This window comes from Pseudoalteromonas sp. SG44-8, from assembly GCF_014164125.1.
Classification (GTDB): Bacteria; Pseudomonadota; Gammaproteobacteria; order Enterobacterales; family Alteromonadaceae; genus Pseudoalteromonas; species Pseudoalteromonas rhizosphaerae.
This window is the reverse complement of sequence record NZ_JACJEQ010000010.1, coordinates 114,635-130,564: the sequence shown is the minus strand read 5'-3', so window position 1 is coordinate 130,564 and position 15,930 is coordinate 114,635. Positions and strand designations below refer to the sequence as shown.

Genomic DNA, 15,930 nt, shown 5'->3' with positions numbered 1-15,930 from the left:
AAAGTTTACACTTCCAATGAATTCCCCTTTCCAGACTAAATCAGCTCAAATGCTAAATTTACCTTTTCTCTCAGAAAAGTGGCTCGATTTAATGCCTTTGAACCTACCTTAATAGCCTTTTCAATTATTCGTTCTTCCCCCACCAATACTAGCCTTTCACTTGGACGAGTTGATGCCGTATAAAGCAGAGTCTGATCAATCATACGCTCAGCTTCATTGGGTAACATGACAAAGCAATTAAGCCATTGAGAGCCTTGTGATTTGTGGATAGTAATAGCATACCCAAGGTTCAGTTTTTCCAATAGCTCAGCAGTGACATTTATTAAGTCGTTATTTACTTCAATAACGGCAACAACACCATCTTCATCTGGTTGATCAAAAACCTCAATAATAAGCCCTAAATCACCATTTCTAATATCTGCGTCTTCATCGTAATTGTTTGCGGTGACTAATACAGGATCACCTTTTAATAACCGAGAACCTGTTGATGTAATCCAAGGAATCCAGCCTCTTAGTGAATCTTGAAAGTAAATAGCTTGTCTGACATTGCCTACAGATGCTTGAAGCTCTAGGTTTAAATTATCTACACCAAATTCACCTTTTCTTATGGGTGATAAAACAATGCTTTGATCAATTCCGCCAGATTCTTGCCAAAGCTTGATAAGCCTGTCGATTGTAGGCTTAGTTTCAATTGAGCAGTCACTGCTTTCATTTAGTGTATTTTTAGTGACCTCTGGAAGCTCAAACAGCCCATTTCTTACCGATGTCGAAAACCTGTGTATTCCGCTTTTCTCGCTTTGCCGTTTAACCTGCGTTAAGTCAAAAAAGGGTATCTGAGTATCAGTTAATGCGTGAAATACCAAGCCATTACCAACAGGTGGCAATTGAGCGGTATCACCAACAAAAATTACTCTAGCCGCTTCTGGCAATATGCCTACTAGTCGATACATAGACAAAAGATCTACCATTGACGATTCATCAATAACTAACATTATTTGCTCAGGCAAGTCAGGCTTATTATCGCCTAGATGCTCACCAATAAACTTTGCAATGGTTTGGGCTGGCCTTTGCGTACTTTCCGCCATACGCTGTGCAGCACGGCCTGCTAGAGCCACTTGATAACACTGTACTCCTTGCGCTACTCGGTCATATACACCTAATACAGCTTTTAGTATCGTTGTCTTACCTGTTCCTGCACCACCTGAGATACCACATACAGGAGAAAGTGCGGCACCGACAACAGCATCACGCTGATCGGCAGTTAAATTAAAATCCAGTGTACTTTCATAATCCGTTAAAGCAGTCTCAACCAATTCTTTTGATAAATTACATTCCCAACCCGCCAATAAACAGCCTTCACCTGCTGGCCTTTGGTATGCATCAACAATAAACTGAGCTACCGCAGCTTCCATCAAAGCTTTGCCATAAACTTGATAACCTTTACTTACCTTAACTAGCAACCCTCGTTCACAGGCTATATCACCAACTTTTTTTGGAGTATCAGAGTTCATGAGCTTAGCGTATTCTTTGTTTAGTTCATCAATGGTTATCACTGTTGAACCAGTCTTATTGGCATGATTAATTGCCGCATATTGAGCTATGCCAGCAACAACAACTTCGTCTTCTAATGTAAAGCCAAGCCTTAATGCCAGTTGTGATACCTGTTCAAAAGAAGCTCCCATTGCCACTAAGATAAATGGATGTTCTTTGATCTTATCAATCGCTTCTTCACCAAATATCGCTACTAGCTTTTCACCAAATCCCAATGGCAAATTCTGCTCTTCAAGCCAATTGATTGTGTTAAAAAGAGCTTCACTAGGCCAACTTTCGATTAAGTCTTTAACACGACCTTCAGTCATGCCGGCTATGTTTAAAAGAGTTTCTGTATCCTGTGTTTCAATAAGTTGGGCTAGTTTTTTATGTCTAACAAGCCGATTAGCTATAACGCTACCAATACCTTTGATGTTGTTACTGATCCAACGAGATAAAATTCTGCCTGAAGGTCTTAAAAACTTGATGTTGTCAGCTTCAATGGTGTACTCGCTTAAGGGAAAATCATTAATGGTGAAGTGATTAAGGCGTTCTTTACCTGAAATTTCCCATAGGCTACCTGCTGTAGCTGTATCTTTGGTGTGTACAGGAAATTTAACAACGGTTGTTCTATCTCGTTTTTTAATCGAACCATCTGCGTTGACAAGATCAACTGTTACGTATGAATTAGCTCTCTGCTTTTTCACTTGAATAATTTGACGAAGATGGACAACTTCGTTCATAACTTGAACCCCGCTGCGCCAGATTGAACCAACGTTTGCTGTTTTTTAAATTTGGTCAATTCACGTTGTAGCTGTCTGTTTTCGGCTTCTAACTCAGCAATTCTTTGTGTCAGCGCATTATTGCTTACTGCCGCCATACCTGATTGTCTTTCAGCTCTTTCTCGTGCAGCATCATGAGACTTTTTATCTTCATCAATCTTGCGAAACCAATAGCTATCAGCTTCCTCAATTAGTGCTCTGACGGCCTTATTCTGCGTACATACAGACTTTGCAAAACCCAACTCTTCAGCTAACACTCTACGATTAATTTTGCCACTGTATTCATAATCATGCCAGTCTCTAGCCACATTACGTTCATCAATCCAAGCCTGAACTAATTTTATATTCTCTTGAGCAATCTGCTGCCCGCTCTTTCTTTTGTTCACCTCCTATCAACCGCTGGTAAAGGCTTATCAAGCTGTTTATTTAAAAGTCTCATATCAACATTCGGCATCATATAAGCATTATGTTGCCAGCGGATAAACTGCTCTAGCAATTTTTCGTTTTGCTTTTCCAGCCTTTCCACTTTAGCTTCAATAGTGGCAATTTGCTGTTTAGCAAATTCAAGTGTGATGTCCTTTTCTTCATCTTCTTTGGCTTCTTTAAGATTTTGCTTTCTGTCATTAAAAGCTTCAACTAAAGCGGGGTAGGAAAGCAATGTATGCCTACTAATGCTCTTTTCCCCTAATACCTTTGCAAGCTGCTCTGAAAAACTATTCCAAGTTAATTTCCCTGACCACTTATCAAGTTCATGTAATGCTAATGGTAGTGTTTTTTCAGTAATGAGTTTTTTAGGCATTTTCGATTCCCAATAACATTGAGATTTCAGATTCTTCAACAAGATCTTGCTCACTAGCGCTAGTATCTAAACTATTTTGTTCAAGAGCTCTTTTTACAGGGCTAGGATCATGTTCTGGTGGAATCCACAATATTGCCCCCTCTGACGTATCTTCTGATTTGAGTCTCTTACTTTGTGTGCGAATATGGGCCAACTTCCAGCCTAAATGCGATACCCACCTATCAGCACCAAAGACACCATCAGCTTTATCTTCTGTTGCTTTATTGAATTGGGATTCGACCTGTTCTTCTAGACGTACAATGCGTTCAAGAGTTTCTGGCATACCTTTGATACAAACGTGCTCTTTACATGTCATACACTCACCTCCTTTTGTACATGGCGACATAGCGTAATCATGAACACACATACCATATTCGGTAACATCCGCTATACCAATTCGATTTACACCTAAGTCTTTATAGCTCACAGGCAAATTCAGTTTAATTGCTTCTAAAGCTGTGGGCCTTTCATTATATTCAAGGATGCTTCTGGCTTGTTGCTCACGTTCATCTTGTGTGCGTAAATCATAATGGCGATTATCATTAATTCGAGCACGCCCAGCCCACCTTGCAAGCTGCCACGCATCCATACCGCCACGTTCTGCATTAGTTGATAACCAAACTCTGAGCTGATGTGAAGTTAAGCGAATATCGGAGCCGTCTTCATCCTTATAGCCCATGCGCTGGAACAATGTTTTCGGTGGGTTTTTTAACTTATCTCGAATTGCTAATTGAGCATTAAGCTCATTAACACTGGGCAAACGCCATGAAAAATTTCTTGGGTTAGCACTATTATGAAATTCACGATCACGAACCAAAACTAAAGATTTCCAAATAGGACGATTTATGGAAGATAAATTAGGCCAATCTGCTCCAGAATACTTATCAAATACATACCTAGCCAACCCTTGATAAGTTGGATTACCACTTTTTCTTAGCCTTACAATCCATTTTGTCTTATCAGAACTCAAAATATCCCATGCTGTATTACTGTTTAAGTCTTTTAACTTAACAATTTTACTACTTGATTCTTCACCAAAATTCATCGCATGTGCAAATTGATAGGCATTTAATGGTTTGTCTTCTGCAAAGCCATCTGATGTACAACAACCTGAATGGCGCATAAACACATTTGGATGATCATGTGCATATTTCGCAGCTTCCCTAGCTGGCTTCCCAATATCCATTAGTCTACTATGCGCTTTAATTACAGCTTGCTCTAAAAGTTCTGGAACCCATTTGATCGTATACCCAAAACCTTTTTCAGCATACCACCTCACGCCAAGCGCTCCATTTTCTCCTCGATGCAAACAGTCAACTGTGAGCTCAGATAGTTCCCCAGCTCTTCCCGGAGCAAACATCAACAATGTACTGACACTCGACCAATACTGATCTTCCAAAGTTTCTGCATTGGCAAGGCAATCCGCCAAGGCGAGCATCTGGTGCATACTTGGGCAACGATTATCTCGCCATTTACGAGAGTCTTCATCTGTTCTCTCGGCTTTAGCGCCCACCTTAGGCCAAGGGTTATCCCACGATTGAAGTGCAGGTACAATTCGCTTACTGCGAATGAACTCCAATAAAATCTCAATCTGATAGCCAATCTTATTTTTTCGATCTTTATTGGAAACTCTTTGCTTAGTAATGGTCTCTAATTCACCGATTACCAACCCATCAGTTTTTAATACATTTGCAATACCATGTACTGCTACTAGAGCGTCATGTAACATACGCAATGCGACCATTTTATTTGCCACGCTGGATACTGCTTTGATACTTTGGCTATAACGAATATAAGCTTTTGCAAAAGACAAAAACGGTTCATCCAAAGGATCAAAATTAGCAGGGTTTGACTTTGCTCTGAACTTTGAAAAAGTCATCGCTATTGATCGGTTTTTTTGCTTGTGTTTCCAGCTATTACTTCGCCAGCCACCTTGGTCATCATAGAGCGTTAATGTGTTCTTGCAGTGCTCAATAAAACTGTCTAGATTTTGCTTAGCACTTATCTCATGCTTAGGTTGAAAGTGTATAATATCAGCCATTTTAAGAGCCTTTTTTTGACCGCGTTTGCTTACACATCAGAATGACTTGTTCAACAGCTAGTAAAAGCCGATCTGTAGACTGAATTACATTATTGGATATGCCTAACTCTTTTTGCTTCTCTCTTTCAGCTAAGATCTCATTGAGAACTTCTTCGTGAGGTGCTTCAATCCAAGGCTCGAAACTTGAACATGTATAACAAGCCCTATATCCAGAAGCACAAAAAGCATAAGTTCCGCAGCTACCAACATTTTTAGACTTGCCATTTCTTACTCTGCTGTTCGGGTCATTTTCTCTAATAGCATCACGTACTGATGCAATCAATTTCCCTGAAAAAGCTTGAGCTAAAGGCGCAAGCAGTGGAGCCATTACTTCATCAATTTGCTTTGCTGTCTCTTCAGTATTTTCTGTATACACACCAATATTTTGCGTATCGGTGTGATCTAGCGCAGCAGCTAATGCAACACCACGAATCCCTCTTCGAGCTAAATTTGTTCCCTTAGTATATCTAAAACGTGAAGCCGTGAAGTTAATGTAATTACCAGTCCGCTCAGAGCAAGCTGTGTTTTTAATCGCGACTACACGTAATAATTGATATGCAGAGTCAGCAGCCATATGTAAATAATCGGGCGTTTGAGAAAGTCTTGTTTCTAAATCCTCCACGCTAGATAACCTATTAACTCTTGATTCCTCTACGAAAATTGGTATCTTCTTACGCAGAAGAGGTTGTAGTTTTTTTCCTAAACTAGATTCAACATATTGAATTGATTGGTTACGTTGATTGTGAAGCAAAAGATACAAGTCTTCATTAATGGGCAGCGGTGTAAATTGCTCCCTAAAGCCTACACCACGCTGTTTAGCTCTAGGACAATTAATAACATAGTCGTTACCACTTGAATCTTCCCTAACAATTAAATCAACTGAACGTAACGAGCGAATCTGAACATACCTACGGCCAGTTAAAACCAACGCCATAAAACAGCTATATTCTTTTAAATTAAGAGTTCTCTTAGTAAAGGCATTTGATGCCCAGTCAATTAACGCTCCAAGCTCGTTATGCGTCAGAGGGCCAGAGTATGGACAAGCGCCTTTTACGGCATTACCTTTTGGATTTCCTTTTAAAGTTAACTCTTCTAAGTAATCTACAACTTCCTTGCTGATACCATTAAACCCCCATTCATACCAAGCTAGTAGAAAACCTTTAAGTGCCCCTAATTTATACTCAGTATCATCATCTAGAGAAGCTCGATAATTGGTCAATGTTGCTAATGAGATAACATTTGTAGCCGTCTTTTTTAGATAAGCAGAAAAATAATAAAACATATTGTATGTATGCTTAGCTGAAAGCTCTTCAGCATAGCGACATAAAGCCTTTCTAAATCCTTCCTCCGTTTCTGGATCAAGAGTGCTCAGGCTCTGGAAGTTAATTACGGTTGAACCATCTAGCCTCCATTCATTGTCCAAGAAATAAAATAGGTAACCACTTTTCGTTGTATTTTGAGTTTTTAATGCATTGTTTTTCTTTAATTTCATGCTAATTCCCCTTCTTAGCTAGATTAGTCCAGTGATCCATGTCTTCTCGCATCACTCGATCAGCTTCTTCTCGAATATGTCTCAAGTTATATGTTTCAGCAGTTTTATCTGAACTCCATCCATTCAATTCTTTACGAATCTGAATTTCTTTCTTTTCATTAATAGGTTTAATTTGGGGGTTTTCTTTAGCCGCTTTATTAATCGCATCGATCTTCTTAGAAAGCTTGTAGTTAAAATTGTGGCGAAAACCATGACGGGTAATTTCTTCAAGTAGTTCTGGATGGATTGCAACCGCAGGTTTAAGCACTCTATTAACAAAAGTGCTATTGGAAATTGGACTACCGTGATATTTACCATGTTTATGCGTAACGAATACATATGGGTGCTTTCTTGCAGCAGGTATTTTCGCTCTTCTATCCATGATGTACTCACGTAACCTATCTGTGATTGTTTTAGCAATAGGGATCGTGCGCTCGTTAGTTTTAGCTACCGGCTGTGTCTTACGAGGATCTTCAATAGCATCATGCCTACGAACAACAGACACTGTTCCTTTTTGAAAATCAATATCTTGGATCTGTAAAGCCAGTATTTCTCCAGCACGCATCCCTGTAGCTTCCATCACCTCAAATATCACTGCGTTACGAAATTTAACTTCTTCGCCCTTAAATGGGTTATCAGGTGAAGTCTCCTTAACGATACTTAAAATTCGTTCAAACGCTTTAGGAGGCGGAGCCTTGGTATTAGGATCAGCAGTAAGCCCTTTACCACTGCTACCTTTTGGTTTATTTGCCAATAGTAAGCTTTTCATGGCTTTAATATTATTTGAAACCTCTTCTTCGATTAATTTTGTTTTGAGAATTGTTCTAGCTAAAAACTCAAGATAGGAAGCTATCTGACTCATTCGGTTTGCAGCATGATCATTAGATACTTTTTGTATTGGTTTTACGCTAGCTGTCGATGCTGAAGCGAACTTAACAATATTTTCATCCGATTTTTTCAACCACTTTTTCAAGCTTCTCGCAGCTAAAGTACAATGATCACGTATTGAATAAACATCTTCGTCAGTCAGAAAACATCCTTGCTCAAACTCTGAGACAAGCTCTCGACCATTTGTGTTTTCCCATAGTTTCAAATGAATCAAATGGCCAAGTGCATTAGCTATTGCAGATTGAGTATGCGATGTCCTTAGCTTTTCAGTCACGTATAGAGTCACCCAGTAATTGGGCAAGCCATCGCTCTCCATCAAGATTGGATATCGTTCACCATCACTAAATATTAAGTTGCTAATTTTTGTCATATTCATCTCTTCAAAGAAGTTATGAATATAAATAATACTTAAATGAACTCATGTCAACGATGTTTTTCTTTTAAAACAATGACTTAATATCTTTTTTTGTTTGTTATTATTTTACTGAAATTTCTGAAAATAAATAAATCTCAGTTTTCATTCAACTTTTTAAAGATTTTCTTTCTATATTTTTAATAAATATTAGTTAAGGAGAGCTTGAGATATTTCAACTAATAGATCAGTCTCCAAGACAAGCTACTAAATATTTACTTATACGGAGAGAAGACCTTAAAATTAATTAAGGCCTCATGAGAGTTTGATGCCTATGCGCTATATAGAAAGTCACTTGCTACCTATAAAACTATGGCCAGCATTGTATTTATCCGCACTTTAATGCGGAGTAAGATCTACTAGCGACACAAAATACAGAAACTAAGCAATCTAAAGTTTATTAGCATGTAGATTGACACATTAAATAATCACCCTATTCAATTGCTCTAATTTCGCATGTGCTTCATCTGAAATATCAATTAACAGTAACTCATTTAAACCTTCGGGTTTGATGGGTTTGTGCTGAAAGTTACCGTCAAGCGTTATAGTATTTGATATTCTCGGTGAGGGGGCAGTAAAAGCACTTAGTGGATTTTCTTCTGGTTCGTTTGCGTTGCTCGCAGCTCTATCGAAAAAGATATCAAACAAATCATCTTCCTCTGTTAAGCCGGCCGAAGAGCTGCCTAGCGGTTCCAACACAATGCTATTTTCATTCTCAATTTCAATATCAAAAACTTTCACTTTGCCTAATTCAGCAGGAACATCTTCTGCTACACGTATCGCAAAATCAATTAAATTGGGCTCAGCTGGCATAAACATAAATGCATCTTGATTAACTGAATCAGTCATGCGAAGAATGCGTCCTAATATTTGCCTAAAATACAGCTCAGTGCGGTAATTTGTTAAGTTACAGCATACTTGCAACCTAGGAATGTTAGTGCCTTCACTTACCATTCCAACACTAATTAGCCACTCACTATCACCTTGCCTAAATTGTTTTATGATTTTGTCTGGCTCATTTTCGCTGCTAGTAACAATAGTCGCGTTGCCATTGAACCTGCTCCGCATTACCGTATTAATCATATAAGCATGGGAGATTGACGAAGCAATAATTAACCCTCCGGCATTGGAGTTAATACTTCTAATTTCATTAAGCTTAGTAATTGCTCTAAGTAATAAGTTCTCTATAACTAATTCGTTAGTAACAATTTCAGAATATGAAATAACCTTTGCTTTCAGCAATTCAAAAAAACTTGCAAAGCTTTTAGTTTCTTCAGCACTTGTTAGGGTAATTTTATCATTATCAAGCGCAATTATTTGCGGCACTCGGCACACTTTATCTGATATAGCTTCTTTTAACCCATACACATAATCACAGTTTATCTGGCCAGATTCATTACAGTAATTGGAAAGGGCGATTGGTAAAGAGTCAGATCGCCAAGGTGTGCCTGTAAGTGAGATTGTAAATGCAGATTTTTCTTTAATTAAATTAAGAATAGGACTCCCCCAAGAGTTAGCATCCTTATCTGTTGACCCTGCGCAATGATGGATTTCATCAAAGATTACAAAAACTCTATACTGCTCAAATAACTGCCATACATTTTCATTTAATGAGCTTAGAGCTTGATATGTGAACGAGTCACCTAGTGCACCTATAGAACCATCAAATCGAGCACTAAACTGCTGAGATAATTCATCTGCAAAATCAGTTGAAACCACAGATGATGGAGAAAAACAAAGTATGATATCAATCAGCTTTTCATCATATAACTTCTTTGCTAATGCCGAAGCCATCAGTGTTTTACCAGCCCCAGGAGTTGCCAAAGCTAAAAAATGCTTAACGTTGTTTTCGTACTTTTCTTTAGCTTTTTGTATACATTCTTTTTGCCATGTTCTTAGCAGCATTAAAGTGCCTTATTCAGTTATATAATTTAAAAGTACATTTAAAGCAGCTATCCGCCCTTTTAAATTCTGTTGACGTTCTTGGGCTATTAAATATTGTCGTTTAAACACGTTTTGGTGGTGGGGGTGCTTTTCCCAAAGATGTAAGTAGGTTTCAAGCGTCCCAATACATTGCAATAATGCGTTATTACATTCATTTAACTCTTTATTACAATCCACTTTAAAGCGACTGTCCTTAAAAATAGGAGATTGAGGCACGTTGATTTTGTCTGGTTCAAAATCATTTGTTTTTGTATACGTGGTTATCTTTCTATTTTGGGATGTTGATGAATTTAACCAGCCTTTGCATACAAGCTTATTAAGCTGTGCATACACAAGCTTTCGGATTCGAACAGGATCAAGAGTTTGATCTTGATGCAGAGCAATGTATGCCGTTCGAACTTCTACAACAGTGAAACGATCAATATTCCGCTTACAGATAATGGTTTTAATTAATGGATCTAGCTTCATTGACTTCTTAGATAATTTTAATTGATAAAAAAGTTCATTTATTGATATATATGTCAATAAGTTTCATTATATGTCATGGGTTGAAAAGCTGCAATATGGGATTATTTATCCTTTGTCTGTGGATATTAGCAATGCAGCCCATACAAACGCTGATTGGTATGAATATAAAGTTGGCGCGAACAAAACGAACAATATCGCAAGCTGAACTAGCTAATACACTCGGTATTGAAGCAAGCTATTTAAGCCGTATTGAAAGAGGTAATGTGCCTGTTTCCTGCGAGCGAATTTATCAAATAATTAAAATACTAAACTGCGATTTAGAAGAGATATTTCCAGATCCATCAGTGGTAGACATAAAGCTAAGCAAAAATAAGTAATTACAGTATTAATCAGAGCTTTTCATTTAATCGCTTAATGACGGAATTTAAGCAATAAATACAAACGGAATAAAATACCAACATGACTCAAATTACTCTCCAACAATTAGAATCTTTCCTATGGGAAACTGCCGATATTTTACGTGGCAACATGGATGCTTCAGAATTTAAAGATTACATATTCGGGATGATGTTTTTAAAACGCCTTTCAGACTCGTTCGATGAAGCACAAGAAACCGTAATCCAGCATTATTTATCCACCGGTAAAACAGAGGCACAAGCAAAAGAGCTATCGCAAGATGAAGATGAATACGACAGCACCTTTTATATCCCTGAAAACGCACGTTGGAGTGTTTTAAAAGATTTAAAGCACGACATAGGGGCAACACTTAATAAAGCGACAGAAGCCATTGAGGAGCACAACAGCTCGCTTGAAGGCGTGTTAGTGAGTATCGATTTCAATATAAAAAATAAACTGTCTGATGCCAAACTACGCGATCTACTTTCTCACTTTAGTAAACATCGCTTGCGTAACAGTGATTTTGAACGCCCAGATTTACTGGGTACGGCTTACGAATACTTAATTAAAATGTTTGCTGATTCGTCTGGCAAAAAAGGCGGCGAATTTTATACTCCAAGCGAGGTGGTGCAATTACTTGTATCGCTATTAGAACCAAAAGCGGGTATGCGAGTATACGACCCAACGGCGGGCTCTGGCGGTATGTTAGTGCAAACACGTAATTATTTAGCGTCTCACGGTCAAAACCCATCTAACTTATCCCTTGCTGGACAAGAGATGAACCTAAATACGTGGGCTATTTGTAAAATGAATATGTTTTTACATGGCGTATTCAGTGCCGATATTCGTAAAGGCGATACCTTACGAGACCCACAGCATACCGAGCATGGCCAACTCATGACCTTCGACCGTGTTATTGCAAACCCACCATTTAGTTTAAAAAAATGGGGTAAAGAAGAATGTGATAACGACGGCTACGGGCGCTTTCCATATGGTACACCGCCAAAAGACGCAGGCGACTTAGCGTTTGTACAACACATGATTGCCTCATTAAACGATGAAGGCATGGCGGGCATAGTAATGCCACACGGTGTGTTATTTCGTGGTTCAAGTGAAAAAGCAGTTCGCCAAGGCATACTAGAAGACGACTTATTAGAAGCCGTAGTAGGCTTACCATCAGGTTTATTTTACGGCACAGGCATACCGGCCTGTTTATTAATTATTAATAAAAACAAAGCTGCGATACGTAAAAACAAAGTGTTATTTATAAACTCAGAACTTGAGTTTGAAGAAGGTAAAAACCAAAACAAGCTTCGCCCAAAAGACATTGAAAAAATTATATCTACATTTCATGATTATCAAGATATAAAACGTTACGCCAAAGTAGTCGATATTAGCGAAATTAAAGAAAACGACTTTAACCTAAACATTAGGCGCTATGCAGATACCTCACCACCACCCGAAATTTTCGACGTACTTGCCATATTGCACGGCGGTATTCCAGTGCGTGAAGTTGAAAGCGAATATATTCGAGATGAAATACTGCAAGACTTTGACGTAACAACGGTGTTCGATAAGCGCGATGAAAACTACTTTGTATTTAAACCAAGTATTACTTCTAAAGAACTAATCAGATCTTTTATTGCAGAGAATATCAGCGATGATGTTGAAGCTGCTGTTATTACACAACTAGAGCGTTGGTGGGATAAATATCAAATATCGTTACATGAGCTTGATGAGCAAGTGACCAGTGCAGAAGTTGAAATGAAAGGCTACCTAATGGAATTAGGTTATGAGTAATTTAGTACCTGAAGGATGGGCTATTTCAAATATTAATAGAACTTGCGATATATTAGATTCAAAGAGAGTTCCTTTAAATTCACAAGAAAGAGCATTAAGAAAAGGCGATTATCCATACTATGGAGCTAACGGCATCCAAGGTCATATAGATGATTATATTTTTGAAGGCGAGCATGTTCTTTTAGCTGAAGATGGCGGGAATTTTGACCAATGGCAGAGTAGGCCAATATCGTATTTAGTGTCAGGCAAGTTCTGGGTTAATAACCATGCCCATATTTTGAAAGCTAAACAAGAGCATGAAACACAATTTATTCATTACAGCCTAGTGCACAAAAATATTTTAAAACATATAAATGGTGGAACCAGAGCAAAACTTAACCAAGCAGATATGCGTGATATCACTATTTTGATGCCTCCACTCCCCGAACAACAAAAAATAGCCAAAATTCTCACTTCTGTTGATGAAGTGATTGAAAAAACACAAGCGCAAATCGATAAACTAAAAGACCTAAAAACAGGCATGATGCAAGAGTTGCTAACCAACGGCATCGGCCACACTGAATTTAAAGACTCGCCCGTTGGCAGAATACCAGCTGAGTGGGAGGTTAAGACAGTTGAGTCTATTCTTTCTGTAATTATCGATTATCGAGGCAAAGCTCCCCCGAAAAGCGAAGTTGGAGTACCGCTAATTACAGCTAAAAATATCCGCAATGGTTTTATTAATCAAGAACCCAGAGAATATATTTATGAAGAGCAATTTAATAGCTGGATGGTTAGAGGAATGCCGCAATTTGGAGATGTTTTTATTACAACCGAAGCTCCGTTAGGAAATGTTGCTAAAGTACCTAATTATAAGTTTGCGATCGGTCAGAGAGTTTTAACTTTAAGACCAAATGAACTTGTTTGCACTGAGTTTCTATTGTTTATATTGCAAAGTGAAAAGTTTAAAAAAGAGCTAGACCTTCAATCTACGGGATCAACAGTTGCAGGAATAAAACAAAGTACATTCAGGAAAATACTGCTACCAGTTCCCTCTATTGATGAGCAAATCAAAATATCAGAAAGTCTAAACTCTGTAGTTAGGCGTTCCGATGTAATTAAAGATAAGTTACAAAGTTTTAAGTCATTAAAAAAAGCCCTAATGCAAGATTTACTCACTGGCAAAGTTCGAGTTAAGGTGAGTTAATTGTCAAAGATACTTGCTCAATACAAATCCGGTAAAGAAAATCTTTATTTTTTCTATCGATTTATCGTTCTGAAGTGGGAACTTGAATGGACAGATCAAAAATTTTTGCTCTCTGTTGGTCAATTGCAAGAATTTTGTTACGTCCATAAAATTAGTTTGAAGTCTTTTGATTCTACTGCAAAGTTAAATAAAGCTCTTAAGGAAGAGTTTAAAATTGCATCAGATAAATACCAAGGAATAATTTGGTTTAACAAGAAAGACACTAAGCCTAAAGATGTATTAAGGCATTTAAGAAATACATTCGCTCATGGAAATTTCAGTAAACGCCAGAAAAATAGAATTAACTGTATTGTGTTTGAAAATATTGATAAAAAACAGATAAAGGCTAAGGGCTTTATTCCTTTAGAGCTGATTAAACCACTAATAACGGCTTTAGAAACTTGTAAGACTGATGAGTAAAATATAGTTAATAATTATTAGCTTATGTGATCAAGGACGACAACTAATGAAAACCAATGATATCAAACAACTTAAAGATAATGACATTGTGTTAGATCAGTTTCATGAAGATTTAAAAAACACGACGGATGAAAATAATAAAGTTAAAATGACCGACTTTAAATCTCCGTCTTTTTACTTACCACCTATCAGTAAAGTATATGCACTTTTAGGTTTTATCACGAATCAAAAACAGCTAATCGACTTGTTAGAAAGCACCTACGACACGCAACTAAATGTATCGCGTACTAATAAATATGCCTTTTTTAAGCAAGGCGTTGGCTTAAGAACAGTTAGCAAAATAATTGGCTGGCTTAAAGTTATCCCGTTTCCTTTTGAGCAATTGGCTAATAAAAAAGTAATGGTTAAAGTTAATCGTGCAATCAAAACGGGGTCTAATGCCGCCAGCTGGTTTGCTGGAGTAAATAGCTTTCAAGTTGGCTTTAAACGCTCTGGCCAAACAGATCATGAATTCACTTTTTTATTTAATTTTATTGAGCAACGTTGTAATACTGAAGTGGCTTTTTTATTGGATATTAAAAAAGAAGTTAAAGCGGGTAAGTTGTCATCTAGTGATATTGTTACGGCATGGAAAGCACAATATCCGCTATGGGAAAATAACCCATATATCCCCTCAAATGTTATTGAAGGCTTTGTTGAAATATTGGTTCTCCATCAGCAAGGGAGTAAATTAAATGAGGAGCAAACTTTATCTTTCATCGAAAGCTACATTTATCTGCATTTTGATTTTTTTCTAGAAGCTATAACCCATTACGAAGTTGGTTGCCGCATATATTACGGCAAGAACAAAGACAGAATAGAAAATGAGCTCGGCATGATCACTAAGGCTATTTATGCTTATGCTACACAAGATGAAGTAAAAAGCGGCTTTGCTGGATTATTAAAAGAATTTAAGGATTTTTTATCTGAAACTATCGAAGAAACAGGCTACAGGAAGTTAGCAACTTTTATTGAACTTGAAGGCAGTGAAAACAACGATTTTGGTGAGTCAGTTGAAGATAAGCAGTATAACCAACTTAAAGATTGGCGAAATGGCGTGAACCTACCTAGCAATAAAAAGTTAATGGCATTTTTGAACAACCTAGATAAATTTGCCGGTGCTTCAAGTGGCTATGTCACGTTTGATATGTGCAAAGTAACAATGGGTGTAGATAAGTTGGTAAATGAGCTTTTACTGCAAACCCAAAAAGAAAACTGTAACCAAGCATCCGTTGAGCTAATAATAAAAAAGGTGCTTGCTAATGTCCCTAGTTATTACAAAACTAACTTAAGGGCTAGGCTTGAAAACAATAGCCAGCAACATGTTTGATTGGTCAAATTGTTGTTCGCTCATATATTCAAGGAAATGAGCTAAACGCTAATAGTTGCAACACCTTCAGAATTAGTGAGTTTGATGGCTTCTCGGAAAATGTGACATTTAAATTTGATCACTATAAAAGTAATAAGAGCTAACAATGCCATCATGCATAGATAGCTAAAGCTACCGAACAAATTCTCGCGGCTAGATTTTGTACCTTTAATGTTAGCGCTAGCATATGGCAGCGGATAGAACGGTT

Annotated in this window: 13 protein-coding genes; 5 read left to right on the top strand and 8 right to left on the bottom strand. The window is 37.7% G+C overall.

Translation table 11 applies throughout. The features are described from left to right. Positions 1-35 precede the first annotated feature (35 nt). The 8 genes from H5163_RS10590 to H5163_RS10555 all read right to left on the bottom strand — a co-directional run bounded on the left by H5163_RS10590 (position 36) and on the right by H5163_RS10555 (position 10,473). Positions 36-2,273, bottom strand: a complete 2,238-nt coding sequence (locus H5163_RS10590) for an AAA family ATPase (protein ID WP_182735100.1) — start codon at positions 2,271-2,273, stop codon at positions 36-38. After that, positions 2,270-2,698 (bottom strand): hypothetical protein, encoded by a 429-nt coding sequence (locus H5163_RS10585; protein ID WP_182735099.1) that lies wholly within the window; start codon positions 2,696-2,698, stop codon positions 2,270-2,272. Before H5163_RS10585 ends, H5163_RS10590 begins: the two co-directional genes overlap by 4 nt. Continuing rightward, positions 2,695-3,111 (bottom strand): hypothetical protein, encoded by a 417-nt coding sequence (locus H5163_RS10580; protein WP_182735098.1) that lies wholly within the window; start codon positions 3,109-3,111, stop codon positions 2,695-2,697. Before H5163_RS10580 ends, H5163_RS10585 begins: the two co-directional genes overlap by 4 nt. Then, the gene (locus H5163_RS10575; protein WP_182735097.1) at positions 3,104-5,191 is read right to left on the bottom strand and encodes a hypothetical protein; all 2,088 of its coding nucleotides are present in this window, start codon (positions 5,189-5,191) and stop codon (positions 3,104-3,106) included. Before H5163_RS10575 ends, H5163_RS10580 begins: the two co-directional genes overlap by 8 nt. 1 nt (position 5,192) lies before the next feature. Then, positions 5,193-6,722 (bottom strand): site-specific integrase, encoded by a 1,530-nt coding sequence (locus H5163_RS10570; RefSeq protein ID WP_182735096.1) that lies wholly within the window; start codon positions 6,720-6,722, stop codon positions 5,193-5,195. A gap of 1 nt (position 6,723) precedes the next feature. Further along, a complete protein-coding gene (locus H5163_RS10565; protein WP_182735095.1) occupies positions 6,724-8,019 on the bottom strand; it encodes a site-specific integrase in 1,296 nt (431 codons plus the stop codon). A gap of 462 nt (positions 8,020-8,481) precedes the next feature. Further along, positions 8,482-9,966: a DEAD/DEAH box helicase gene (locus H5163_RS10560; protein ID WP_182735094.1), complete on the bottom strand. Its 1,485-nt coding sequence runs from the start codon at positions 9,964-9,966 to the stop codon at positions 8,482-8,484. Positions 9,967-9,975: 9 nt separating this feature from the next. Then, on the bottom strand, positions 9,976-10,473 hold the full coding sequence (locus H5163_RS10555) for a hypothetical protein (protein WP_182735093.1): 498 nt from the start codon (positions 10,471-10,473) through the stop codon (positions 9,976-9,978). A 131-nt stretch (positions 10,474-10,604) separates the two neighbouring features. Between H5163_RS10555 and H5163_RS10550 the strand changes: the two genes are divergently transcribed. From H5163_RS10550 to H5163_RS10530, 5 genes are all read left to right on the top strand, one after another. After that, positions 10,605-10,850 (top strand): helix-turn-helix domain-containing protein, encoded by a 246-nt coding sequence (locus tag H5163_RS10550; RefSeq protein ID WP_182735092.1) that lies wholly within the window; start codon positions 10,605-10,607, stop codon positions 10,848-10,850. An 82-nt stretch (positions 10,851-10,932) separates the two neighbouring features. Then, complete coding sequence (locus tag H5163_RS10545; protein WP_182735091.1) at positions 10,933-12,669, top strand: type I restriction-modification system subunit M; 1,737 nt, start codon at positions 10,933-10,935, stop codon at positions 12,667-12,669. Continuing rightward, positions 12,662-13,855: a restriction endonuclease subunit S gene (locus H5163_RS10540; RefSeq protein ID WP_182735090.1), complete on the top strand. Its 1,194-nt coding sequence runs from the start codon at positions 12,662-12,664 to the stop codon at positions 13,853-13,855. The genes H5163_RS10545 and H5163_RS10540 overlap by 8 nt, the downstream gene beginning before the upstream one ends. Further along, positions 13,856-14,314 (top strand): hypothetical protein, encoded by a 459-nt coding sequence (locus H5163_RS10535; RefSeq protein ID WP_182735089.1) that lies wholly within the window; start codon positions 13,856-13,858, stop codon positions 14,312-14,314. Positions 14,315-14,360: 46 nt separating this feature from the next. Then, positions 14,361-15,683, top strand: coding sequence for a hypothetical protein (locus H5163_RS10530; protein ID WP_182735088.1), 1,323 nt, complete (start codon positions 14,361-14,363; stop codon positions 15,681-15,683). Positions 15,684-15,930 lie beyond the last annotated feature (247 nt).

Bases quoted from the DNA above. Each gene is read 5' to 3' on its own strand.
- H5163_RS10575 (WP_182735097.1), bottom strand. From the start codon at position 5,191: ATGGCTGATATTATACACTTTCAACCTAAGCATGAGATAAGTGCTAAG.
- H5163_RS10570 (WP_182735096.1), bottom strand. From the start codon at position 6,722: ATGAAATTAAAGAAAAACAATGCATTAAAAACTCAAAATACAACGAAA.
- H5163_RS10545 (WP_182735091.1), top strand. From the start codon at position 10,933: ATGACTCAAATTACTCTCCAACAATTAGAATCTTTCCTATGGGAAACT.
- H5163_RS10565 (WP_182735095.1), bottom strand. From the start codon at position 8,019: ATGACAAAAATTAGCAACTTAATATTTAGTGATGGTGAACGATATCCA.
- H5163_RS10555 (WP_182735093.1), bottom strand. From the start codon at position 10,473: ATGAAGCTAGATCCATTAATTAAAACCATTATCTGTAAGCGGAATATT.
- H5163_RS10530 (WP_182735088.1), top strand. From the start codon at position 14,361: ATGAAAACCAATGATATCAAACAACTTAAAGATAATGACATTGTGTTA.
- H5163_RS10580 (WP_182735098.1), bottom strand. From the start codon at position 3,111: ATGCCTAAAAAACTCATTACTGAAAAAACACTACCATTAGCATTACAT.
- H5163_RS10540 (WP_182735090.1), top strand. From the start codon at position 12,662: ATGAGTAATTTAGTACCTGAAGGATGGGCTATTTCAAATATTAATAGA.
- H5163_RS10550 (WP_182735092.1), top strand. From the start codon at position 10,605: ATGCAGCCCATACAAACGCTGATTGGTATGAATATAAAGTTGGCGCGA.
- H5163_RS10590 (WP_182735100.1), bottom strand. From the start codon at position 2,273: ATGAACGAAGTTGTCCATCTTCGTCAAATTATTCAAGTGAAAAAGCAG.
- H5163_RS10560 (WP_182735094.1), bottom strand. From the start codon at position 9,966: ATGCTGCTAAGAACATGGCAAAAAGAATGTATACAAAAAGCTAAAGAA.